The organism is Marinobacter sp., assembly GCF_048266785.1.
Classification (GTDB): domain Bacteria; phylum Pseudomonadota; class Gammaproteobacteria; order Pseudomonadales; family Oleiphilaceae; genus Marinobacter.
Genome location: NZ_JBLWYX010000010.1, coordinates 100,225 through 121,451, shown reverse-complemented (window position 1 = coordinate 121,451; position 21,227 = coordinate 100,225). Strand labels below are relative to the sequence as shown.

Sequence of the window (21,227 nt, the reverse complement as noted above, 5' to 3'; positions counted from 1 at the left end):
TCAGAACATCATCGCTGGCAACCAGAGGGAAAGAGCGGGTACGGCGACCAGAATCGCGAGCCGGATAATATCCGCGATAATAAAAGGCAGGATGCCTCGTACGACCATGCGCTGAGTCAGGCCAGGTTGCGTGGCCTGCACGACAAACAGGTTCATGCCAATGGGCGGCGTGATCAGTCCGATTTCGGCGACGGTAACCACAAGAATGCCAAACCAGACCATGTCGAAACCCTGCGATGCGGCGACCGGCGCCAGGAAGGGCACGGTCAGAAGAATCATGGACATGGCATCCATGAAACAGCCCAGCACAATATAGAACACCAGGATCAGTATGAGAGCCATTGTCGGCCCCATACCGCTGCTCTCAATTCCGGAGATCAATGCACTGGGCAAGCCTGTTGTTTCCAGGAAATAGTTGAACAGCGACGCGCCGATCAGGATGAAAAAAATCATGCCGGTCAGCCCTGCGGTTTCTCGTACGGATTCCCAAAGCGTGCTCCAATTCAGCTCCCCGGAAATCAGCGCCAGAATGAAAGCGCCCACGGCACCCACCGCAGCGGCCTCCGTCGGTGAAAACCAGCCCAGGTATATGCCACCGATGACCAGTGAGAACAGCAGCAGCACCCCCCAAACCCGCCGGAGACTTGCCAGCCGTTTGGTCCACCCCGTTTTGGCTGCTGGTGGCGCCAGTTCCGGTTTCATGTGCACCCGGACAACAATGGCCAAACCGTACAGGACAGCACCGACGATGCCGGGCACAATGGCCCCGATGAAAAGCTGCCCAATGGATGTCTGGGTCAGAATGCCGTAGATCACCAGCAGGATAGAGGGCGGTATCAGTACACCGAGGGTGCCGCCAGCTGCGATGGACGCTGAAGACAACGACCCGTCATAACCGTGCTTTTCCATCTCGGGTATTGCGACGCGACCCATGGTGGCGACGGTTGCCAGTGACGAACCACAGATGGCCCCAAAGAGGGCACAGGCACCCACAGCGGTAACCGCGAGGCCGCCTCGGACATGGCCGAGGAAGCTGTTGACCATCTCGAACAATGAACGTGACAATCCGGCTCGCGCCGCGAACACCCCCATCATGACGAACAACGGCACGACACTGAGGGAATAGGGGAAAATGGCCTCGAAGGGGGATGAACCCAGAATGAATCCGGCACCGGCCAAACCGTTCAGCAACCAGAAGCCCACCACGCCTACGAGAGCCATGGCAACTGCAACAGGAAAACCGAAAGCAATCAGAAACAGCGTGGCTCCGAAACCGAGAAAGCCCATGGTGGCTGGTGTCATTCCGGCGTCTCCGGCCGGGGTGTCGGAATGATGGCCAACGCAGCGGCGACGATGGACAATGCAACGCCGTACAACAGCGGGATCCAGAAGTAGAAAATCGGTATGCCCAACTGCTGGGAGCGATCGCCGAACATCAGTTTTTGTTGGAAGGTGTCGTAGCAATAGTTAAACATCAATGTCAGCAGGGCGATAGCGGCAAGCCCTGCCATGGTCCGGAGCAGCGTTTCGAGCGCCCGGGGAAAGGACTCGACCAAAAGATCAACGCCAACGTGGGCGCCCGTTAAAAACGCGTAGGGGATAACAAGCCAGGCACCACCCAGAACGCATAGCTGTACAAGATCGATCACGCCGGGGATGGGCATGCCAATTTGGCGGCCGATGATATCTCCCACGGTGAACAGCGCAGCGGCGGCATAGGCCGCCACGCCAGTTCCAGCCGATATGATGATCAGCGCGCGCAGTGGCTGGAGTACATATTTCATAGGGCTATTGCCAACGCCTGGGTGGTCTTATTGTCGTTTCTCGCTGAGCAATTCAGCCATGCGTTCATAGATCTCACGAGCATTGTCGACGCCCTGCTCAGAGGTTCGTTCGATGTAGGCATCAATGGTTGGTTGCAACGTCTCGCGCCAACGCTTGCGCTCAGCATCGGTCAGTTCAGTGATGACGTGATTCGCTTCCACGGCTTCCTTGCGGCCAGCCGCATCCCACTTGTCCCACCAGTCACCGAAGTTCGCAACCAACGAAGCGCCCGAGGCATCATCTATGCAGGTCTGTACATTTGCGGGCAAGGAATCGTATTTACGCTGGTTCATAACGAAGAAGAACGGCACCGTATAGGCGCCTGCATCCAGGTGATATTTCAGTACTTCGTTCAGGCCGAAGGATTTCACGGGGTCCCAGGGAAAGACGGTGCCATCAATGACATGCTTCTGAATATTCTCGTAAACCGCACCGGGAGGTAGTCCCTGGGGCGTTGCACCCAAGGCTGTCAGCATGTCGGAAATGGCCGGGCTCGGGGTTCGCAGACGAAGCCCTGCCATATCTTCCATTGTTTCCACTTTCTTTTCAGAGGTGTGAACAAGGCCGCCATTGTGCGCGTGGAGCGCGAGTACCTTCAGGTTCTGATATTCCGGTGCCAGATACTCCGGATAAAGCTCCCATAATGTTTCACTGGCATCACCCGCGTCGCGAGTCAGAAAGGGCAGTTCTATTAAGGACGTGCGCGGAAATCGACCCCGTGGAATGCCATGCAGCCCGTGCGCAATATCAACAACGCCCGCGAGCACCTGTTCCTGCTGTTTGGCGACGTTACCGAGTTGAGTGCCGCCTGGGAAGATCTCAAACTGTACTTCTCCGTCGGTACACTGGGTAACCTGCTTCGTCCACGGCACAATAAAATCCGTATGTATACCGTGTACGGAGGGCAAAAAGTGACTGAGTTTAAGAGTAGTCTGTGCCGATGACGGGGCCGCCAAAAGCAATGAGACACTGGCAAGGGCTGAGAGCTTGAGTAAATTCTTCACAGATTCTTATCCTTATTATTTTGCTATATTAAATAGCCAGAAAGATCTTTTCTCCACGGGCTCGGGAGCAACACGTCATCATTCGACGGTTCTCTGCCCGTTCCGATGCGGTCAATACCTTATCCCGATGGTCGATATCGCCTGCAGCCACGGGCACCTCACAGGTGCCACAGATTCCTTCTTCGCAGTCACTGGGGATGTCCGCACCAACTGCCCGTAGGGCCTGAAGCACAGTTTGATCCGGAGCAACGTGAACCGTCAGCTCCGAATCAGTCAGCACCACGTCAAAACCGATTTCCTTGGCAGGATCCAGAACAGCGCCGGTGGCCGTAAAGTGCTCGATGTGAAGTTTTTCCGGGTTATTGGATGTGGCTTCCTCAAGCGCGTCCAGTAACCGCTCGGGGCCACAGGCGTAAATCTGCTCTGCGTTACTTTTACCAACCAGCGTGGATAGGGGAAGTCGTTGTTTCTCGCTGGCAGGGTATAGGTGTAACCGATCGCGGTGGTCACGCTCCAGGCGGCTCAAGAACGCCATGGTTCCCCTGGCTCGGCCGCAGTAGTGGACCGTGTAGTCTTTGCCTAAATGTTTGAGGCGGTCGGCCATCGCAATGATCGGTGTGATGCCGATTCCACCGGCGATCAGTAGATAGGAATCTGCCGTTTCATCCAGACGAAAGTGATTCTTCAGGCCTCGAATATGAATCAGTGAGCCGGCTTTCACTGTCTCGTGCAGGAAAGTGGAGCCCCCGCGTCCAGCGGCTTCTCTCAGAACTGCAACCTGCAACCGGTATGGGTCTTCAGGATCGCCACACACAGAATATTTACGTGCAAAGTCACCGGCAACGACATCGATATGAGCACCCGGAGTCCAGCGCGGCAGCTTGCGGCCGCGGGGATCTTCCAGTACTAATCGGACCACACCTTCGGCCTCGACTGCCACATCGGCTACCCGGACCGGACGCGCCGAATCGTGTGGTGTGGGTGCGCCAATGGTGAATGTGCGGATGCGCTCGAGTATCCCGGGGTCACGCTGTTCAGGGTTCTGGTTTTGATCCCAGCGAACCCATAGATGTTCCGGACCACGGAATGAGGTGTTGGGCACAAATGTGAAGGTCTGATCCGGAACCAATTCGAGCTGTGGCAGGCGACGGGTGAATGCCTCAAGGAAGATTCGCATTTCCATCCGCGCCAGATTCTTGCCCATGCATTGGTGGGCGCCATAGCCAAACGTGAGGTGATCTGTGGTGTTGTCCCGATAGATATCCAAGTCGTCGGGGTTCTCGAAGTGACGTTCGTCGTGGTTTGCCGACGCGCTGATGATCAGCAACTTGGAGCCTTCCGGAATCTCCGTATCTCCAATGCGCGTATCGGCAGTGGCAATGCGTCGCCAGGCTGCAACCGAGCCTGAATAGCGCAGGCATTCTTCCACCGCATTGGGGATCAGGATGGGGTTGTCACAAATGTCGTTCCATACTTCTCTGTTTTCCAGAAGCAGCCGGAACATATTGGCCGAGGCGTGAGCTGTTGTTTCGTGCGCAGCGACAATGCCTGCCATCATCATGGAGTGAAGATAAGAGTCGGTAACAACCTCAGGCAGTTCCTTTTGCTTGCGGATTGCGTATTTCATCCATCCATGACCTGACGGGTCCTGGCGCATTTTCTCCAGTACCTTGCCGGCATACTGCCAAAAGTTTCCGACCGCTTCCGCCACTGCAACCTGTTCTTCTGTTGACGGGCGCCCCCACGTGTTTACCGTATGGGCGATGGAATATTTGCGTAGTGTGTCCATGTCTTCTTCGGGAATGCCCAAAAAATTCAGAGCAACCGTCAAAGGAATTTCCCATAGCATCTCGTCGACGAGATCGGCTTCCCCTTTATCGATAATCCGATCCAGATATTCCTGTGTCAGGCTTTGGAGCATAGGCTCGTGGTGTTTTAGTTCATCAAGTGTGAACGATTCCATAAGCGCACGCCGACGTTCCATGTGGGCCGGTTCATCTTCGTTAACCAGCGTGCGATTCATGGCGTAATCGTAGCGCTTGAGCGTGTCCTGCGCCTCTTGTGATACCGGAGTGATTTTTTCCAGCGCGATGGCCGGTGAGAATATCTGGTTGTTGCGGAAGATCTCCTTTACATCCGCATAGCGGCTCACCACCCAATACCCCAGTTTCGGGCTATAGAACACTGGTTCCTGGTCTCGTGACCAGCGAAGGGCTTCTGGAGGATCGAGTTGGTAGGCGCTCTCGAAGGGGTCGAAATTTGCAGCTTTTGGCGAAACAGGACATCCATTCGGCGCCATCGTGAGCCCACTCATTGGGCAGTGGCCCGCAAGGTGAGAGGAGCCTGAGAAGGGATGGTCCGCCATAACAACTCCTAAGTAAGCGTCGACAGGACTTCTGAATTACCTTTAGTGAGAAAACATGTGTTTGAGTCTTAAAAATTAGGTTAAGTGCCAACATTGGTCAAGCAATGACCAGCTTCTATTTCTATACGTCAGTCAACGTTTTGGAAAATAATTGCCTTCTCTCCAGTAGGCAGAGGTACAGAGGCAATCGCCAGCTTGCCAGGCGCTGGCTTCAGTTCTCTCAGTGTTGCAGTTCTGGCGACGTTGGTCGTGGTTCACCTTATGCATCAACTGTTGAATTGCTTTCGCAGCACCCGCTTGTTGGCTGTGACATAGGGTTTAGTTGAGGGCGTCTTCGCTATCCATTCCTTCTATCGATCATTTGTTTGTTGGTAATTTCGAGAAGGGCGGTTACATCCCGGAATTAATGGGCGCGACTTCATTTACAGCTTGCAACTTTGCGTTATCATAGCGCGCCAGATGCCTACTGCATCTGGGCCCGCCACGCCTGCGACTTCTCTACGTGCCCACCGCATCATCCATTTCCTTATAACTGCAACGTGAGGTTTTCATGTTTTCTGCATTGAGCACCGTTTTTCGACCTTTAATGCGCCTTGGGCTTGTTGCTCAAATTGCCCTTGGCATAGTCGCCGGTGTGCTTCTGGTTATTATATCGCCTGATGCCGCGCGCTCGGTGGCGCTGCTGGGGCAGCTGTTCGTCAAGGCATTGAAAGCTGTGGCGCCGGTGTTGGTTTTCGTGTTGGTGGCTGCAGCCATCGCAGGCCACAAGCAGGGGCAGCCCACACACATCCGCGGCGTGCTGCTTCTTTATGTAGTGGGAACACTTGCGGCCGCTATGGTTGCGGTGATCGCCAGTTTTCTGATTCCTACCGAGTTATCGCTGGATTTGAGCGGTGTAAGCGGTAATCCGCCTTCGAATATCGGCGAAATTCTGAATAACCTGGTGCTCAGTGCTGTAAACAATCCCGTCAAAGCGCTTCTGGAAGCCAATTTCATTGCCATATTGGTATGGGCGGTTGGCCTCGGCTTTATGTTGCGCAATGCCAGCGACACGACGCGCCAGGGTCTTGATGACCTGTCAGACGCCGTCTCCGGAATCGTTCGCGGTGTTATTCGTCTTGCACCTTTAGGCATTTTCGGGCTGGTTGCCAATACATTGGCGGAGTCGGGCATTGGTGCTCTGCTCGGCTATGGCCAGCTGCTTGGCGTTATCGTCGGCTGTATGCTTTTCGTTGCGCTGGTAACCAATCCGCTCATCGTGTTCTGGCAGATTCGCCGAAACCCTTATCCACTGGTGTTTGAATGCCTGCGTGGCAGTGCCATCACAGCCTTCTTCACACGCAGCTCGGCAGCCAATATTCCCGTCAACCTTGCACTGTCTGAGCGCTTGAACCTGGATTCAGACACCTACGCAATTTCTATCCCTCTCGGCGCGACCGTAAATATGGCCGGTGCTGCTATTACAATTTCTGTGATCAGTTTGGCTACTGCCCACACTCTTGGCATTCCTGTGGATTTTGGTACCGCACTATTGCTTTGTGTGGTCTCGGCGCTGGCGGCTTGCGGTGTTTCCGGTGTCGCCGGCGGCTCTTTGCTTCTGATTCCTTTGGCAACTAGTCTGTTCGGGATACCAACGGAAGTGGCCATGCAGGCGGTGGCTATCGGTTTCGTCATCAGCGTCGTTCAGGATTCCGCCGAGACGGCCCTGAATTCCTCTACCGATGTATTGTTCACCGCTGCGGCCTGTCATCGGGGCGACGCAAAGCAGGCCTGAGAGCCGGGTCTCATAGCAGATAATGCTCCGTGCAAAAGATTGGCGTGTGCCAACCCCCAAGGAATCTCCTGATGAACAATCTTCCAATTCTCACTGATGCTCTGCTGACCCTCGAAGACCGGGTTGCGGTGCTTACTCTCAATCGACACGATCTGCGTAATGCCCTGACCGGTTCTCATTTGATCGACGAGATCGTCACCACTGCGGACTGGGTAAATCATTGCAACGACGTGTCTGTGCTGGTTATCACCGGGGCTGGGTCTGCCTTCAGCGCAGGCGGTAACGTTCGCGATATGGCCGAGCGTGGCGGAGACTTTGCCGGCGACGTGGCCGAGTGCGCCGACCGGTATCGCAAAGGCATACAGAAGATCCCGCTGGCGTTGCAAGGCGTGGAAGTTCCCGTTATTGCTGCAGTGAATGGTCCTGCCATCGGCGCCGGTTTTGACCTCGCTAACATGGCCGATATACGTATCGCCTCGGAGAAGGCCAAATTTGGTGAGACCTTCCTTAATCTGGGCATTATCCCCGGTGATGGTGGTGCCTGGCTCATGCAGCGCCTGATCGGCTATCAGAGAGCGTTTGAACTTACGCTTACCGGCCGTATTGTGGAGGCGAGTGAGGCAAAAGAGCTGGGTATTGTTCTGGAGGTGGTGCCTGCAGAGGATCTGATGCCGACAGTGATGAAGATGGCAAAACGCATCGCCAGCCAACCCCCGAAGGCGACCCGCCTGACCAAGCGCCTGATGAAGATGGCCCAGCGGATGGAACTGAAGGACTTTCTGGACCTCTGCGCTGTGTTTCAAGGCATGTGCCACAACGAGCCAGAGCATCTGGATGCGGTAAACCGGATGCTGGAATCCATGGCGAAGCGATGACGACACTGTTCGATAGCCAGGGCCCGGTGGGCAAGATTCTACAGGCTATCATCACCATGAAAATGCCCTGGGCAGAGGGCTAAGCTCAGCGACGTACCGGGGCCGCACCAAGGTGCGCGCCACCGTCGATGAGTATGGTTTCGCCGGTGGTCAGATCACCACCGATGATAAGGCCCAGGCAGACATCCGCCACGGTTTCCGGCGACGCGGTATCGTTCAGGGGTGCCGCGGCTTTGGTCTTTTCTAGTAATGCGTTGTAGTTGTCTTCACCAAGGCCTTTCTTCAACCATTCGCCCTGAACAAAGCCCGGGCAGACAGCATTGACCCGCACTTCGGGGCCCATCACGCGGGCAAGGGAGCGGGTCATGGTGATCAGCGCGCCCTTGGACGCGGCATAGGCAATGGAACTGCCGATACCCGCCAGACCTGCAATGGAAGCCATGTTTATGATGTGACCGGAGCCGTTGGCGCGCAGAGCCTTCTCCGCAGCCCGGGTCATCTGGTAGGGGCCGATAGTATTGACCTCATACAGATCAAGGAAGTCCTGCTTGTCGAGGCCGTCGAGATTGTTGTGGTTACAGAACCTGGTGGTGCCGGCGTTATTTACCAGAATGTCGACGCGGCCAAACTGTTCCAGCGTGGCATCCACCATGGCGCGGCACTCGGTGTCCTCAGCCACGTTAGCCCGATATACCAGAGCCTTAACCCCGTGCTTTTCGCAATCAGAAGCCACTGCGCGGGCACCGTCCTCGTTGTTGCTGAAGTTGATCACCACATGGCAACCGTGTTCCGCAAACCGACGGGCGATGGCGGCGCCTATGCCAGAGGATGAGCCGGTCACAATGGCAACAGAATCTTTGAGTTTCATGGCATGTCCGTTTTGTGTTTGTTGGTTTGGATAGAGGTTTAGCTGAGGTGCACTCAGCGCGTCAAGCAATATCGGGATTGACTCCGTCACCGGCATCCGAACATCAGCAAGACAAAGGGCCAACAGTTCGTCATACTCATAACTTTATGTATAATGATAAGTGTTCGCATTATCGTTTATTTGCAGAGTCTCCTGAAGAGGCCCTACCCGAGGACCAGATAGATACACCATGGCCATTCCTGCCCTTGCCCCTCTGTTTGCTGGTGATTTCGAACGCTATCGGAACGTGCTGGTATTACCGGGGCAGGATCGGCGGGCAGGAATACCTGCAATTGATCTTGTTTCCGCAGAGGGTTTGGCGAGACTGCTTTCCGAGTATCAAAAGTCGCATTCCGGTGATGATCAGCGAGCGCTCATCTCTCTTTGGTCCAAACACTATTTTGCAAAGTTGATCGTACCTGTGGCTGCAGCCAATCTCGTGGTTGGGCACGAACTACCCGTGGCTCTGGATCAGATTGAGGTAATCATGGGGGAAGGCGGCTTTCCTGAAGCGTTCCGGTTACCGCACGGAGGCCAGCCATTCCAGGTGTCTCCAGGAAATCCATTCGAGCGCTTCCGGGAACTGGTGGATAACAACCTCTCGCCGCTGATTGACGGGTGGTGTGATCACATCAAGATTTCACGTCGTGTGCTGTGGAGCAACGCGGCTACGTATTTTGAGAGGCTCATCCACACTCTGGAGACCAGCGGTGTGCCGCATCAAACTCTGGCGGATGGTCGCCAACTGATCGAGCTTGATAAACGACCGAACGGGCACTCGAATCCCATGGCGAGCCCGGTTCGTTACATAGAACGGGGCGAGGGATGTGAACCGCAACGACAGCGGCGGCACTGCTGCATACGTTATCGGCTGCCAGGTCTGGCCCTGTGCGGGAATTGCCCTCATATTGACCGCCCCCCGAAGGGTGCGCTTGTACTATCCAGTTCTTTGCCCAGTTTGCGAACAAGCGAAAGCACTTCCAGTTGATGGCCGATATACGTATCGCCTCGGAGAAGGCCAAATTTGGCGAGACTTTCCTCAATCTGGGCATTATACGCGGTGACGGTAGTGCCTGGCTCATGCAGTGGAGCAGGCAGGAAGCCAATCTGTAATCATTCGTTTACTCGCGTGTCCATGGTGTGAAAGCCACACCTTGAGACGTTGACTTAATCCACAGCAACCGGGGTATGGCAGCTACCAACCAGAAGGAACAGAATCATGAAAACGTTAACAATGATATTTGCCCTAGTTGCCTTCGCACTGAGTGGAACAGCCTTTGCGGAAGGGATAAGCGCCGAGGACATCGAATGTGGAAACAATCCAACCTGCTTCCATAACCCGGCTGACAAAGATACAGAAACCGTCAGCTAATCGATTTACCTACTTGGCAAGCTCCATGAACCCCAGGCTTCCTGGGGTTCTGCCAAGGCTAAGGCCGGGCTCTCTTTCGGGAGTCAGCGAACGCGGGGTGAGGTCTCTCGTTATCTGATGCTGAAATCACACCCTGCGGTGCTGCTCAAGATACCGCACAGCATCGCTGCGCAGTGGCAGGTTCAGCGCATCGAAAAGGTCTCTGCGCTCGTAACCCAGGTCTGAGAGAACATCGTCTTTCTCAGCCAGTAGTGACATAGCCATACGCCGAAACTGTTGGCGCCGGGAATAATTCTCCATCCAGGACAAGGCGCGTTGCCCGGTTACCTGGTCATTTCTTCTGATGCTCAGCATGGTCGCCACCCGCCTTCATACCTTCGCGAATTGAAAGAATTGGATTGTTCAAGAACGACACAATCCGCGCATTGTAATAACAGGGTGAGGCTCTCAGACCATTCAATCAAACGAAAAGAATTTAACTCTGCGTTCAAATATGCTTAAGTCAAAAGTCTGCATATTCGAGAGTGAGGCGTAATCCCGTGACAATACCGTTGCTCGATAATGAGGTCCTCAGAACCTTCGTGGCTATTTCCGAGTGCGGTACTTTTACCGGTGCAGCCAAGTTGGTACACCGAACGCCTTCAGCACTCAGCATGCAAATCAAGCAGCTAGAGCAGAATCTTGGCAAATGCCTTTTTATTCGTGAGCCACGACAGGTACGCCTGACAGCCGAAGGCGAGGCACTCCTGGACTATAGCCGTCGATTGTTGCGATTAAATGAGGAGGCGGTGCAGTATTTTCTCTCGCCGACTTTGGAGGGCAAGGTAGGTATCGGAACATCAGACGATGTTGGCACGCGAATTCTGCCCGAGGTACTTGCCCAGTTTGCGCGTTCTTATCCGGCTGTGTTGGTGAATGTTGTCGTTGGCTCGAGTAAGCAGAATCTGGCCCGGCTGGATGCTGGCGAGCTGGATTTGGCTCTGGTTACCGTTGCGGATGAAGTTCGGGATATTCGCGGTGAGATTGTGTATGAAGAGCCACTGATCTGGGTAGGGCGGGAGGATGGTTCCGCATTTCTGCGAACGCCCCTTCCAGTAGCGATGGCTCACGAAGGCTGTTCCTGGCGGCGAATGACACTGCGCGTGCTTGATAGTGCTGCAAAGCCTTACCGGATTGCTTACACCTGTGAACATTGCTCGGGCCAGGAGGCCGCTATGGTTGCGGATCTCGCCGTCGCACCTTTCCCTAAGAGTCTTGTGCGCCCGCCACTCAAGGAGATAGTCAACCAGGGTTTACCCGAGATTGGCTCCTACCAACTGGCACTCGTTCGTAAGGGCTCCAACGAGCTGACCGACGCATTGGCGCTCCATGTGAGAGGAGCGTTCAGGAGTCTGCAGAAATCTTGATGGCGCTCGGCCCAAGCGCGAAGGATGGAGCTATGCCCAGCGGCGGCAGGTATTCATCCGTGAGGGGGCGAAGCTGCCGCGGCTTTTTCAGAGCGTTTGTAGATCGGCGTGATTACGCTTTCGCGACCCAGGACTGCCACCATCCATCCGGTTCCACGCTATTTTTTGGGAACAGCTGACAACCGTTGTTGGCTTCTTGGGATAAAGTTATGGGCATTTGTTCCTTTTTTTCTACTTTAAAGCGCGATTGGTTCCGAAATCAGATAATAATCGCAGCACTTTTACGTTGCTGTACAATCAAATCATGACATTACTCATTTTGCTTTTTTTTACAGTTGCCATCGCAGTAGCGACTCTGTTGCCCTTGTGGCGTAACCCCCATTGGAGCGTTCGGAGTTTCGATTTTCCGCGTTTGCAGTTAGCGGTTTTGGCCCTGTTGTTGGTGATTATTGATCTGTTGTTTCTGGATCTGAGTCGGCCTTTGAGTTGGGTGTTGATTGTTGTGGCAGGGCTATCGCTGGCCTCACAGCTTTGGTGGATTTTGCCCTACACAGCGATCTGGCCGAAGGAAGTCAAAGATGCGCGGGCGAAAAGCCCTGATCGAACTTTGGCTATTCTGACGTCCAATGTGCTCACGTATAACCGGAACGTCGAGGCATTGCTGAAGCTCGTTGAACAGCACCAACCCGATATTCTTGTGACGCTGGAGTCCGATCAGTGGTGGGAAGACCAGTTGATGGTGTTGGAAAATGAAATGCCTTACACCATCAAGTGCCCGTTGGATAACTTGTATGGCATGCACGTATTCTCCCGGTTACCACTGCATGAGTCTGAAGTGCGCTTTTTGATTGAGGACAAGGTGCCTTCGATGCACGCTCTGGTTGAGCTTCGGTCCGGCGATAGTGTGAGAGTGCACTTCGTGCATCCTGCGCCGCCCAGCCCCACGGAAAACGACGAATCAACGGAGCGAGATGCAGAACTGGTTATTGTCGGGCGCAGCGTTGCTGACAGTGATGAGCCGGTGATTGTAACGGGTGATTTGAACGACGTGGCCTGGTCGCCAACAACTCGTTTGTTCCGAAAGGTAAGCGGTTTGCTCGATCCAAGGGTAGGGCGAGGGTTTTACAGCACGTTTCATGCGGACTACCGGTTGTTAAGATGGCCGCTGGATCATTTGTTTCACAGCCACCATTTTACGCTTGCCTCCATTACCCGTTTGCCCTCGATAGGATCAGATCATTTTCCGTTCCTCACCCGTGTGGTGCTTGCTCCAGCTCGCGGACAAGATCAGGAGCCACTGCGACCCGACGGTGATGACCGCAACCGCGAACGGGAAATCACCCAAGGGCAGAGGGCGGGCAAGCACGACGTGCCGGAGCCGGGTGAGTAATTGTTTCACCCGCCATTCCGATCACTCTGATGCGTTGGTTGGAAAAGGGTTATCTCCTCGGGCATCCAGGTAGTGCAGCCAGAGCATCCGGGCTGCAACACTGCGCCACGGTGACCAGAGTTGGGTAAGCGTTTTCTGCTCCTCGCGTGTTGCGGGTGCGCTCAGTCCTTTCACTTCCTGAAGCGCGACGGCCAGGGCCAGGTCTCCCTGAGGCCAGACGTCTGGTCGGCGAAGAGCCATCAAGTAGTAGATGTCAACGCTCCACGGTCCCAGGCCGGTCACCGCAAGCAAGGCCTTGCGACCCAGATCGTCACGAAGTGTGTCGATCTGTTCCAGGCATAGCTCGCCTGAATGAATTCTTTCGGCAAGTCCGCAGCAGTAGCGGGCTTTCTGCCTTGTGAGACCCATGCTCCTTAACCCTGCTTCACCAGCCTTGATCATAGAAGATGGCGACGTCTCGCCCAGGTACTTATGCAGGCGCTGGTACATCGTATGAGCGGCTTTCAGCGAAACTTGCTGTTCAAGGATGATCTTTATCAAGGTCGCAAAGCCTGGTTCGCGTTCCCAAAGCGGGGGCGGCCCCAGGCGTTGATGCAAACGCCCGAGGTCGGGATCAATGGTTGCGAGTCGTTCAGCGCCCAGCTTGAGGCTATCGGGTGTGAGCGGAGTTATCATTGTGGTCACCAGAGTATGGGCACTTGAACGCAACTTCGATGCCAAAGGCGTATTTATCAGGTACTTTACTGAACACGGTTTTTCTTTGCACCAAAACAGCAGCGACCCTGAAGGAGCCCTCCAATGAAAAAACACGGCCTGCTTGCGATTGCCATTGCGACCACGCCATTGATAGCACAGGCGGAGATTACAACGGCAACCTTATATTCCTCTCATGCAGAACTTACCTGGGAGGACAGTGCAAGCGTAACTTTCGGCCCGGGAACCGTTGAGGTTTGAGGCACCCATACCCGCAGGCCGATTAATGCTATACCGGGATGGCCAATGCAAAGACACCTACTTTGGATAGCCGGTAATATCCCGGATTTTCTGATACAGCGGCTGAAGTTGCGGGTACATGCGCAGGTAAACCTCGGAGTAGAGTCTTTCGTATAGCGCGCGCGCTTCAGGGTCGGGCTCGAACACATCGCCAACCCGGGTCATCGCCGCCACAGCGGTTTCGAAATCCGGATGCAGGCCCAGGCCAACGGCGGCATCAATCGCAGCACCCAGCCCGGAGGTTTCATAGGTATGGGGGCGCTCGGCCGGCAAGCCGAACACATCGGCGGTTAACTGCATGGCACCATCGCTCTGGGAGCCGCCCCCAGCCACCCGAAGTTTCCGGATTTTAACGCCGCTGCGTTTTTCGATCTTTTCTTTGCCTTCCCGCAGTGCGTAAGCCAGACCTTCAAGAATGGCTCGGTAGATATGTGAGCGGGTGTGCACATCGCCAAAGCCAATAATGGAGCCTTTGGCTTCCGGCCCGGGTTGGCGCACACCCGGTGACCAGTAAGGCTGCAGCATCAGGCCCATGGAACCCGCAGGTACAGCTTGAACCAGTTCATCAAACAGCTCTTCCGGTTCAATACCCCTTTGCTCGGCAAGTTCCCGCTCTCGCAGGCCGAACTCGCGTTTGAACCAGGTCACCATCCAGAAGCCCCGGTAAATCATCACTTCTGTGGAGTAATGCCCCGGCAGCGCTGAAGGGTAAGGCGGCATCAGACGCACCGGTTCCACATAGCGTTTGTTGGTGGCATTTATCGTGGCAGTTGTGCCATAGCTCATGCAGCCTATGTCGGGCGTCAAGCCGCCGGAGCCGAGTATTTCGCAGGCTTTGTCGGAGGCTGCTGCGATCACCGGCAGGCCTTCTGAAAGCCCCAAGTGGCTGGCGGCCTCTGTGGTGAGATGGCCCAAGGTGGAGCCAGGGCTGACCAGCTCCGGCAGCATGGACCTTTTGACCGGCATGGTTTGCCATTTGAAATTCCGGGGCGCCGCCCAGCGGTGCTTTTTGTAATCAAATGGCAGATAGCCCACCTGGCTTCCGGTGGAATCGCGGAACTCGCCGGTTAAGCGGTAATTCAGGTAGCCGGATAGCAAAACAAAATGCCGGGTTTTGTCCCAGATCTCCGGCTGGTTCTGAGCAATCCAGTTGGCCTGGGTGTTCGCCCGAAAGCGGTTAATGGTGTCTTCAAGCCGTGCCAGTTTGAATAACCAGCCCCAGGGACCTTTCACCGGGCCATCGACCCGGGCGTGCCGTTGGTCCAGCCAGATAATTGCCGGGCGAAGTGCCTTGCCGTTTTCGTCGAGGTTAATAACCGTGCCGCGCTGAGTTGTTACGGTAACGCCCACAACCCTGTCTGGTGTGACGTCTGTAGATTCCCAAAGCTGAGCGCAAGCTTTGCCGAGGTTTTCCCAGAAATATTCCGGCTGCTGTTCAGCCCAACCCGGTTGCTCGGAAAAGTACGGCTGAATCTCCTGCCTGCCTTTGGCGACAAGATTACCGCGAGTATCGAAGAGCAGGGCGCGTACGCTCTGGGTACCGTTATCAATGGCGAGAATCAGCGGGTCAGACGGCATACGTCGGCTCCGGCCGGACCGGAAGGGAATAGGCTTCGCTCCACAAGGCAAGGTACCGTAGCTCTTCGGAACGCCACTGTTCATCATCCCAGTTGAGTGTGTTCTGACAGTGTTGTTTCACTAACGGCAGTAATGCTTTGCCGCCTGCAGGTGCTATCAAGCCAAGCCGGGTGCGGCGCAACATCAGATCATCCAGGTGTTTTACGTCTTCGTGCTTGCAGGCCCAAACAACTTCGGCCCACAGAAGCTGGCCCGGTAAAGAGCCAGAGGCCGCATCATCGCTGACGGGTACGGTGGGCCCGGCCTGCAGAACCGCGCAGAGATCCGAACCGTAAAAGCCCGTAAGCCGCTGCCAGTTCTGATGGCTTATGTTCGCCGGGCGCAGTAATCGGGGGGCGGGCCGGAACACCGGGCTGCCCCCCGGTCGCAAACGCTCTTCGCCTCCCAGACCTCTGGTAAGTGCTTCCCTTGCTATCAGCCGGAAGGTGGTCAGTTTGCCACCGGCAATGCTGATTAACCCCTTATCTTCGCGGAATGCGTGTTCACGGCTTTCTTTGGATGGAGCCTTGGGGTCGGCGGTGCTGTGTTCTGCAGTGACGACTGGCCGAACGCCCGCCCAGGTGGAAAGAACGTCGCTTCGGGAAATCGCTGCGCCCGGGAACAGCCTCTTGGATATGCGCAACAAATAATCAACTTCTTCGTCGGCAATGCGCGGTTCTTTATCCAGGCTTTCTTTATGATCAAGATCCGTTGTTCCCAGCACCGTTGTGCCGGCCCAGGGAAACGCAAAAACCGGACGCTTGTCGTCAGGGTGGAGCAGGGAGACAGAGCATGAGAGCGGCAGCTTGTGCCAGGGAAGAACCAGATGGCTTCCTCGCAGTGGCCGAATTGTCATGGGTTTCTCATCACTATCTGGCTGCTGAAGCCGATCTGCCCATACACCTGTCGCGTTGATGATCAGGGGCGTGTTAACGATAAAGGCCTCGGCGTAGTCTTCCGCTTGCAGCTCAAGCCCGCTGACCTGGCCCTCAGCTCGAAGCACCTTTACGGCTTTCACGTAGTTAAGGCACCAGGCGCCGTCCTGGCGGGCCTCGGTGATGACTCGTTGCACCAGGCGGGCGTCGTCGGTTACCGCATCGGTAAAGCCGCTGGCGCCTGTCAGCTTTTCGGTGTTCAGGCCGGGCACCCATTGCATCGTCTCACCGGGCGTCAGCAGTTGACGTGAATGGGTGCGGGATATCCAGTCGTAGACTCTCAGCAGAATCTGAAACAGCCGCGGGCCGGGAAACTGGCGCTGAAAGTGCGGCATGATAAAGCGCAAGGGCTCGATAAGCCCCGGTGCCTCGTCCATCAGGCGTTGGCGTTCGGTGACGGCGTCTCTGGTCAGCCGGTACTGGCCGCTGCCGAGATAGCGCAGGCCGCCGTGCACCATTTTCGAAGATCGGCTGGAGGTTCCCCAGGCAAAATCCCGCTGTTCAACGAGCAGGGTTTTCAGGCCGCTGCCGGCAGCTTCCCGCGCTATACCGGCGCCGGTAATGCCGCCGCCCACCACCACAACATCAAACGTGCGGGGGCTGCTTTGAAGTTCTCTGAGCAATGAGTCTCGACGCTTCATCAGCCCTATTCCACCAGGGTTTTGGGGTTGAGAATGCCTTCGGGGTCGAAGGTCTGGCACAGAGAACGAATGGCCAGCATACCCAGTTCACCTTTTTCAACCGGCAGGAAAGGCGCGTGATCTTTGCCAACACCGTGTTGATGGCTGATGGTGCCGCGATTGCGCACGATCAGTTCAGAGGTTGTATTCTTCAGATGCTTCCAGCGCGCCAGCGTCTCTTCATAGCTGTCTGCAACACGGAAAACATAAGTGGTGTAAATGCTGCAGCCTTGGCCATAAAAATGAGACAGATGGGTAAACACATGTGTGCGCTCATTTTTACTTTCTTCACGGGCCTGAAGTCCGCCGCGCAGGCTGCCTTCCATCAGGCCAAGCAGGTTATCAACATTATCCCAGTCGGTTGCGGTTTCCAGAGTGTCCACGGCATAACCCATCTGCCAGAGTGCTTCCCGGAGATAGGGCATGGTAAAGCGTTTCTCGGCCCACTTTTTACCCAGTCGGGTTCCCGTATACACACCTTTGTATTCCGAACAGATGCGTTTTGCTTCGTGTTTGGCACTGTCGCACTGTCGGCCGGTGCCGGTCAGCCCGAAGGTCATCATGCACTTACCTTCGCCAGAGCCACGCAGGGAAAGACCTTTTTCGAGCATGCCAATGAGATGTGGGTGCCCGGCAAGCGCCAACTGGGTTTCTGTTTCAATCGCGTTGCTCAGCCGCAACATGGAAAGCTGGGTACGGTTTTGTACAAGTTTACGGCAAGCGGTGCGCGCGCTATCCCAGTCCGGGAAGAACACAACGTGAAAGCTTTCCTGTTCCGGCAGGCGGCTAACGCGCACTTTAACTTCGGTAATCAGGCCAATTCGGCCCTCGGAACCCAGGATCATCTCACGAATGTCCGGGCCAGCACTTGAAGCCGGAATGGTGGGCAGGTCCAGCGTACCTTTGAGTGTTTCGACCCGGCCTCCGGCAAATAACTGCTCGATCCTGCCGTAACGCAAAGACTGCTGCCCACTGGAGCGCGAGGCCACCCAGCCGCCAATGGTCGAGAGTTCAAACGATTGGGGGAAGTGCCCGAGCGTGTAACCGTGAGCCCGCAACTGGGATTCGACAAGAGGCCCCGGGGTACCTGCGCCGAATGTGGCTATCTGGCTTTCCCGGTCGAGGTCTATCAAACGGTTCATTCCGCCCATATCCACGGTGAGCACCGGTTTGTCGCTCGCCAGCGGGTTGATGTGTCCCGCGACGCTGGTGCCGCCGCCATAGGGAATCAGTTCAATGTTGCTGGCCTGCGCGTACTGAAGCAGTTTCTGCACGTCGAGGCTGCTCTCAGGGCAGGCGACGCCATCCGGAAAAACGCCGAAATTACCGCTGCGCATGGCCAGCCAGTCCGGCAAGCTTTGACCGCGAGCGTGGCGCACCCGTACTTCGGGGCCGGTATCGATCAGCGTATCAACGGTGGCGTCAGCCGGCAGGCGCGACTCCGGAACCTTGGCGCAGACAGACTTCAGCGAGGCATCGGTCAGAGGCTTGCCGGAACCCACACGCTGTGAAAGAAAGCTCTGCCCCTGTGTCGGTAGTTCCAGATTAAACTGCTCATCGCCCCAGCCATTCCAGCGTTGCATAAAAGTACACTCCAGTGTTGATTGAACCAGATAGCATTCTATCGGTTTATCCGACGTTGGCACTGTCCCATAACAACATTGACTGTGGCATTTGCCGACACAGCCCTGAATGGCAGAGAGGCAAAGAGAGCTACCTGTTATCCGTTGGTGCGCAGGCGTTCGCGGAGCTGTTCAAGGCGCTTGCGTATTTCTTCCCGGCGCTCCTGCTCGTTTGCGGGCGGGGGCGTTGAGCGGACGGGCCGGTTGGTAGTATCCGGCACCTGAACTTGCTGCGCAGGTTCTTTCTGAATGTTGTCGGCGTCTGATGAAAAGCTCATTCCGGAACTGTCATCAGACTCGGGGAAAAACAGGTTTTCCAGTTTACCGGCACGATCAACAATAACGCGATTGGGATGAACAGAGCGGAGTTTGGCGTTGCCGGGCAGTTCATCGCCCACCAGGTAGGCCTCTGTCTTGCTTTTATCGTCCTCTATCAACGCACTTCCAGGAAAGTCACCGTCGGATGCGAGAACGCCCCGGAGAAAAAGCCGAAGGTTTGTTTCCGGCAGATCTTCGGTATTTTCTGGCGCCTCAGCGCCACCGATCTGAGCGGTGCCAAAAAAATCCAGGGAAGCAAGAGGCAGAGCAGGGGGGCTGCGTTTGTCTGTGAGCGTCTGTGCGACAGGCTGGTTGCTCTGAGCCGCCTGGCGAATTTCACTCTTCCAGAAGCTGTAGGCCTGCCACGCAGTCACACTGATCATGGCCAAGCCTGCAGCGAGAGCCAGGGTGAGCGGAAGCCTTTGATTAATAGAGAGCATTGGTCGTCCAGAATGCAAGTTCGCAAGCTGCCTGGAAACCGCTGGCAAAGCAAAAACCGGCCAGGGAAACGGCGAAAGGCCCACAGGTTATCAGAATAGCGTCTTTTATTGGGAGTATAGTGTGTAGAGTTATTCAGCGGGCCTATCTCCTGTGATAGCCTTCCCCCTGATTGCCTTATAAGAACGAGGACCACCTTGAGCACAGAAACCGAACTTCAGCCGCAGGATGCTCCGCTGGGTCGTCTGCCTTTTACGTTTGCGAAACGTAACGGCGTTATTCTGACCCGCTCGCAAGAGGGTGCCCCGGTTATTCTGGTCAGGCCAGGTGCTCCGCACTCTGCATTGGCGGAAGCCAACCGGATAAGCGGTGGGCGCGCGCGATTTACCACCATTGAGCCGGACCACTTTGATCAGGCGCTGAATGCGGCCTATCAAAACGACTCTGCAGAGGCCATGCAGATGGTCGAAGGTATTGGCGATGATATGGATTTGGCCTCGCTCGCCGATTCGGTCCCGGAAACGGAAGACCTTCTGGAGCAGGAAGACGACGCCCCCATTATCCGCCTTATCAATGCGATTCTGACGGAGGCAGTAAAGAGCAGTGCCTCGGATGTGCATATCGAAACCTATGAGAAACGTCTGATCGTGCGGTTTCGAGTTGATGGCGTGTTGCGCGAAGTTGTGCAACCCAAACGTGCGTTGGCACCTTTGCTGGTTTCACGGATCAAGGTTATGGCAAAACTGGATATTGCCGAAAAGCGGGTACCTCAGGACGGCAGGATTGCGTTGAGGGTGGCCGGCCGCGAGGTGGATATCCGGGTCTCTACCATGCCATCATCCGGTGGCGAGCGGGTTGTTTTGCGCTTGCTGGATAAACAGGCGGGGGCGATACGCCTTGAATCCCTGGGTATGGCGCCAGACGATCTGAGCATTTTGCGCAGGCTTATTCACCGGCCCTACGGGATATTACTGGTCACCGGGCCTACCGGTTCGGGTAAATCCACAACCCTGTATGCCTCGTTGCAGGAGATTAACGACCGCAGCCGAAACATCCTCACGGTTGAGGATCCTATTGAGTACAACTTGCCGGGCATTGGCCAGACCCAGGTAAACCCAAAGGTTGAGATGACGTTTGCCCGGGGCTTGCGAGCGATTCTGCGGCAGGATCCCGATGTGGTGATGATTGGCGAAATCCGGGATCTCGAAACCGCCGAGATTGGCGTTCAGGCCAGTCTCACCGGCCACCTTGTGTTATCTACTCTGCACACCAATACTGCGGTGGGCGCGATTACCCGGCTAATGGATATGGGCATTGAGCCCTTCCTGATTTCATCGAGCCTGGTAGGCATTGTGGCCCAGCGTCTTGTGCGGGTTTTGTGCAAGGAGTGCCGAGAGCCTTATGCACCCACAGAAGAACACTGTGAATTTCTGCAGCAGGAATTTGTCAATCCGCCAACCATTTATCGGGCAAAAGGCTGTGAGCACTGCAACCAGTTAGGCTATCGCGGACGTATTGGTATCTATGAAGTGGTTGAAGTAACCGAGGAGATCAGCGCTTTGATCCACAAGCGTGCAGGTGAACTGGATCTGGAACGGGAAGCCCGGCTGAAAGGCCCGAGCATTCATGCAGACGGCGTACGGAAAATTCTTGATGGCGTCACCACGTTGGAAGAGGTGCTTCGCGTAACGCACCGGGGCCAGTAAG

At 55.6% G+C, this 21,227-nt stretch carries 19 protein-coding genes and 1 pseudogene; 9 read left to right on the top strand and 11 right to left on the bottom strand.

What is annotated here, in order from left to right:
• The 4 genes from ACN0V1_RS14465 to ACN0V1_RS14450 are packed head-to-tail and all read right to left on the bottom strand — an operon-like array spanning position 1 to position 5,193.
• Positions 1-1,302 (bottom strand): TRAP transporter large permease, encoded by a 1,302-nt coding sequence (locus ACN0V1_RS14465; protein WP_417545664.1) that lies wholly within the window; start codon positions 1,300-1,302, stop codon positions 1-3.
• Positions 1,299-1,784 carry a TRAP transporter small permease gene (locus tag ACN0V1_RS14460; protein ID WP_417545663.1) on the bottom strand — a complete coding sequence of 162 codons (486 nt, stop codon included), beginning with the start codon at positions 1,782-1,784 and terminating at the stop codon, positions 1,299-1,301. The genes ACN0V1_RS14465 and ACN0V1_RS14460 overlap by 4 nt, the downstream gene beginning before the upstream one ends.
• 27 nt (positions 1,785-1,811) lie before the next feature.
• Positions 1,812-2,828 carry a TRAP transporter substrate-binding protein gene (locus ACN0V1_RS14455; RefSeq protein WP_417545662.1) on the bottom strand — a complete coding sequence of 339 codons (1,017 nt, stop codon included), beginning with the start codon at positions 2,826-2,828 and terminating at the stop codon, positions 1,812-1,814.
• A 28-nt stretch (positions 2,829-2,856) separates the two neighbouring features.
• Positions 2,857-5,193, bottom strand: a complete 2,337-nt coding sequence (locus tag ACN0V1_RS14450) for a cytochrome P450/oxidoreductase (protein WP_417545661.1) — start codon at positions 5,191-5,193, stop codon at positions 2,857-2,859.
• 550 nt (positions 5,194-5,743) lie between these two features.
• Between ACN0V1_RS14450 and sstT the strand changes: the two genes are divergently transcribed.
• Positions 5,744-6,967, top strand: a complete 1,224-nt coding sequence (gene sstT / locus ACN0V1_RS14445; protein ID WP_417545660.1) for a serine/threonine transporter SstT — start codon at positions 5,744-5,746, stop codon at positions 6,965-6,967.
• 71 nt (positions 6,968-7,038) lie between these two features.
• On the top strand, positions 7,039-7,842 hold the full coding sequence (locus ACN0V1_RS14440) for an enoyl-CoA hydratase-related protein (protein WP_417545659.1): 804 nt from the start codon (positions 7,039-7,041) through the stop codon (positions 7,840-7,842).
• 85 nt (positions 7,843-7,927) lie between these two features.
• Here the strand turns inward: ACN0V1_RS14440 and ACN0V1_RS14435 are convergent, their stop codons facing one another.
• A complete protein-coding gene (locus ACN0V1_RS14435) occupies positions 7,928-8,710 on the bottom strand; it encodes an SDR family NAD(P)-dependent oxidoreductase (protein WP_417545658.1) in 783 nt (260 codons plus the stop codon).
• Positions 8,711-8,939: 229 nt separating this feature from the next.
• Here ACN0V1_RS14435 and fhuF point away from each other — a divergent pair, with 229 nt between their 5' ends.
• The 3 genes and pseudogenes from fhuF to ACN0V1_RS14420 all read left to right on the top strand — a co-directional run bounded on the left by fhuF (position 8,940) and on the right by ACN0V1_RS14420 (position 10,121).
• Positions 8,940-9,737, top strand: a complete 798-nt coding sequence (gene fhuF, locus ACN0V1_RS14430; protein ID WP_417545657.1) for a siderophore-iron reductase FhuF — start codon at positions 8,940-8,942, stop codon at positions 9,735-9,737.
• Positions 9,737-9,835 (top strand): annotated as a pseudogene (locus ACN0V1_RS14425) (enoyl-CoA hydratase); the annotation flags it as partial. The gene fhuF and the pseudogene ACN0V1_RS14425, both read left to right, overlap by 1 nt.
• 133 nt (positions 9,836-9,968) lie before the next feature.
• A complete protein-coding gene (locus ACN0V1_RS14420; protein WP_417545656.1) occupies positions 9,969-10,121 on the top strand; it encodes a hypothetical protein in 153 nt (50 codons plus the stop codon).
• Between the two features lie 126 nt (positions 10,122-10,247).
• Here ACN0V1_RS14420 and ACN0V1_RS14415 read toward each other — a convergent pair whose 3' ends face one another.
• Positions 10,248-10,475, bottom strand: a complete 228-nt coding sequence (locus ACN0V1_RS14415) for a hypothetical protein (RefSeq protein WP_417545655.1) — start codon at positions 10,473-10,475, stop codon at positions 10,248-10,250.
• 185 nt (positions 10,476-10,660) lie between these two features.
• On the opposite strand from ACN0V1_RS14415, the gene ACN0V1_RS14410 reads away from it, so the two are divergent.
• Both ACN0V1_RS14410 and ACN0V1_RS14405 read left to right on the top strand, forming a co-directional pair.
• Complete coding sequence (locus tag ACN0V1_RS14410) at positions 10,661-11,527, top strand: LysR substrate-binding domain-containing protein (RefSeq protein WP_417545654.1); 867 nt, start codon at positions 10,661-10,663, stop codon at positions 11,525-11,527.
• A gap of 304 nt (positions 11,528-11,831) precedes the next feature.
• Entirely contained in the window at positions 11,832-12,917 is a 1,086-nt protein-coding gene (locus ACN0V1_RS14405) for an endonuclease/exonuclease/phosphatase family protein (protein ID WP_417545653.1), read from the top strand.
• 21 nt (positions 12,918-12,938) lie between these two features.
• Here ACN0V1_RS14405 and ACN0V1_RS14400 read toward each other — a convergent pair whose 3' ends face one another.
• On the bottom strand, positions 12,939-13,592 hold the full coding sequence (locus ACN0V1_RS14400) for a DNA-3-methyladenine glycosylase family protein (protein ID WP_417545652.1): 654 nt from the start codon (positions 13,590-13,592) through the stop codon (positions 12,939-12,941).
• Positions 13,593-13,715: 123 nt separating this feature from the next.
• Between ACN0V1_RS14400 and ACN0V1_RS14395 the strand changes: the two genes are divergently transcribed.
• Positions 13,716-13,871, top strand: a complete 156-nt coding sequence (locus ACN0V1_RS14395; RefSeq protein ID WP_417545651.1) for a hypothetical protein — start codon at positions 13,716-13,718, stop codon at positions 13,869-13,871.
• A gap of 57 nt (positions 13,872-13,928) precedes the next feature.
• Here the strand turns inward: ACN0V1_RS14395 and ACN0V1_RS14390 are convergent, their stop codons facing one another.
• The 4 genes from ACN0V1_RS14390 to ACN0V1_RS14375 all read right to left on the bottom strand — a co-directional run bounded on the left by ACN0V1_RS14390 (position 13,929) and on the right by ACN0V1_RS14375 (position 19,522).
• Positions 13,929-15,488: an FGGY-family carbohydrate kinase gene (locus ACN0V1_RS14390; protein WP_417545650.1), complete on the bottom strand. Its 1,560-nt coding sequence runs from the start codon at positions 15,486-15,488 to the stop codon at positions 13,929-13,931.
• On the bottom strand, positions 15,478-17,103 hold the full coding sequence (locus ACN0V1_RS14385) for a glycerol-3-phosphate dehydrogenase/oxidase (protein ID WP_417545649.1): 1,626 nt from the start codon (positions 17,101-17,103) through the stop codon (positions 15,478-15,480). Before ACN0V1_RS14385 ends, ACN0V1_RS14390 begins: the two co-directional genes overlap by 11 nt.
• 5 nt (positions 17,104-17,108) lie before the next feature.
• Positions 17,109-18,725 carry an FAD-binding oxidoreductase gene (locus ACN0V1_RS14380; RefSeq protein WP_417545648.1) on the bottom strand — a complete coding sequence of 539 codons (1,617 nt, stop codon included), beginning with the start codon at positions 18,723-18,725 and terminating at the stop codon, positions 17,109-17,111.
• A gap of 137 nt (positions 18,726-18,862) precedes the next feature.
• Entirely contained in the window at positions 18,863-19,522 is a 660-nt protein-coding gene (locus tag ACN0V1_RS14375; RefSeq protein ID WP_417545647.1) for a type II secretion system protein N, read from the bottom strand.
• Between the two features lie 195 nt (positions 19,523-19,717).
• On the opposite strand from ACN0V1_RS14375, the gene gspE reads away from it, so the two are divergent.
• Positions 19,718-21,226, top strand: a complete 1,509-nt coding sequence (gene gspE, locus ACN0V1_RS14370; protein ID WP_417545646.1) for a type II secretion system ATPase GspE — start codon at positions 19,718-19,720, stop codon at positions 21,224-21,226.
• The last annotated feature ends 1 nt before the right edge of the window (position 21,227 follow it).

What these genes read in the sequence shown, in the direction of transcription:
- ACN0V1_RS14420 (WP_417545656.1), top strand. Translation starts at nt 9,969, where the DNA reads ATGAAAACGTTAACAATGATATTTGCCCTAGTTGCCTTCGCACTGAGT.
- ACN0V1_RS14395 (WP_417545651.1), top strand. Translation starts at nt 13,716, where the DNA reads ATGAAAAAACACGGCCTGCTTGCGATTGCCATTGCGACCACGCCATTG.
- ACN0V1_RS14390 (WP_417545650.1), bottom strand. Translation starts at nt 15,488, where the DNA reads ATGCCGTCTGACCCGCTGATTCTCGCCATTGATAACGGTACCCAGAGC.
- ACN0V1_RS14465 (WP_417545664.1), bottom strand. Translation starts at nt 1,302, where the DNA reads ATGACACCAGCCACCATGGGCTTTCTCGGTTTCGGAGCCACGCTGTTT.
- ACN0V1_RS14460 (WP_417545663.1), bottom strand. Translation starts at nt 1,784, where the DNA reads ATGAAATATGTACTCCAGCCACTGCGCGCGCTGATCATCATATCGGCT.
- ACN0V1_RS14435 (WP_417545658.1), bottom strand. Translation starts at nt 8,710, where the DNA reads ATGAAACTCAAAGATTCTGTTGCCATTGTGACCGGCTCATCCTCTGGC.
- fhuF (WP_417545657.1), top strand. Translation starts at nt 8,940, where the DNA reads ATGGCCATTCCTGCCCTTGCCCCTCTGTTTGCTGGTGATTTCGAACGC.
- ACN0V1_RS14380 (WP_417545648.1), bottom strand. Translation starts at nt 18,725, where the DNA reads ATGCAACGCTGGAATGGCTGGGGCGATGAGCAGTTTAATCTGGAACTA.
- ACN0V1_RS14450 (WP_417545661.1), bottom strand. Translation starts at nt 5,193, where the DNA reads ATGGCGGACCATCCCTTCTCAGGCTCCTCTCACCTTGCGGGCCACTGC.
- ACN0V1_RS14440 (WP_417545659.1), top strand. Translation starts at nt 7,039, where the DNA reads ATGAACAATCTTCCAATTCTCACTGATGCTCTGCTGACCCTCGAAGAC.
- ACN0V1_RS14385 (WP_417545649.1), bottom strand. Translation starts at nt 17,103, where the DNA reads ATGAAGCGTCGAGACTCATTGCTCAGAGAACTTCAAAGCAGCCCCCGC.
- ACN0V1_RS14400 (WP_417545652.1), bottom strand. Translation starts at nt 13,592, where the DNA reads ATGATAACTCCGCTCACACCCGATAGCCTCAAGCTGGGCGCTGAACGA.
- sstT (WP_417545660.1), top strand. Translation starts at nt 5,744, where the DNA reads ATGTTTTCTGCATTGAGCACCGTTTTTCGACCTTTAATGCGCCTTGGG.
- ACN0V1_RS14405 (WP_417545653.1), top strand. Translation starts at nt 11,832, where the DNA reads ATGACATTACTCATTTTGCTTTTTTTTACAGTTGCCATCGCAGTAGCG.
- ACN0V1_RS14415 (WP_417545655.1), bottom strand. Translation starts at nt 10,475, where the DNA reads ATGCTGAGCATCAGAAGAAATGACCAGGTAACCGGGCAACGCGCCTTG.
- ACN0V1_RS14375 (WP_417545647.1), bottom strand. Translation starts at nt 19,522, where the DNA reads ATGCTCTCTATTAATCAAAGGCTTCCGCTCACCCTGGCTCTCGCTGCA.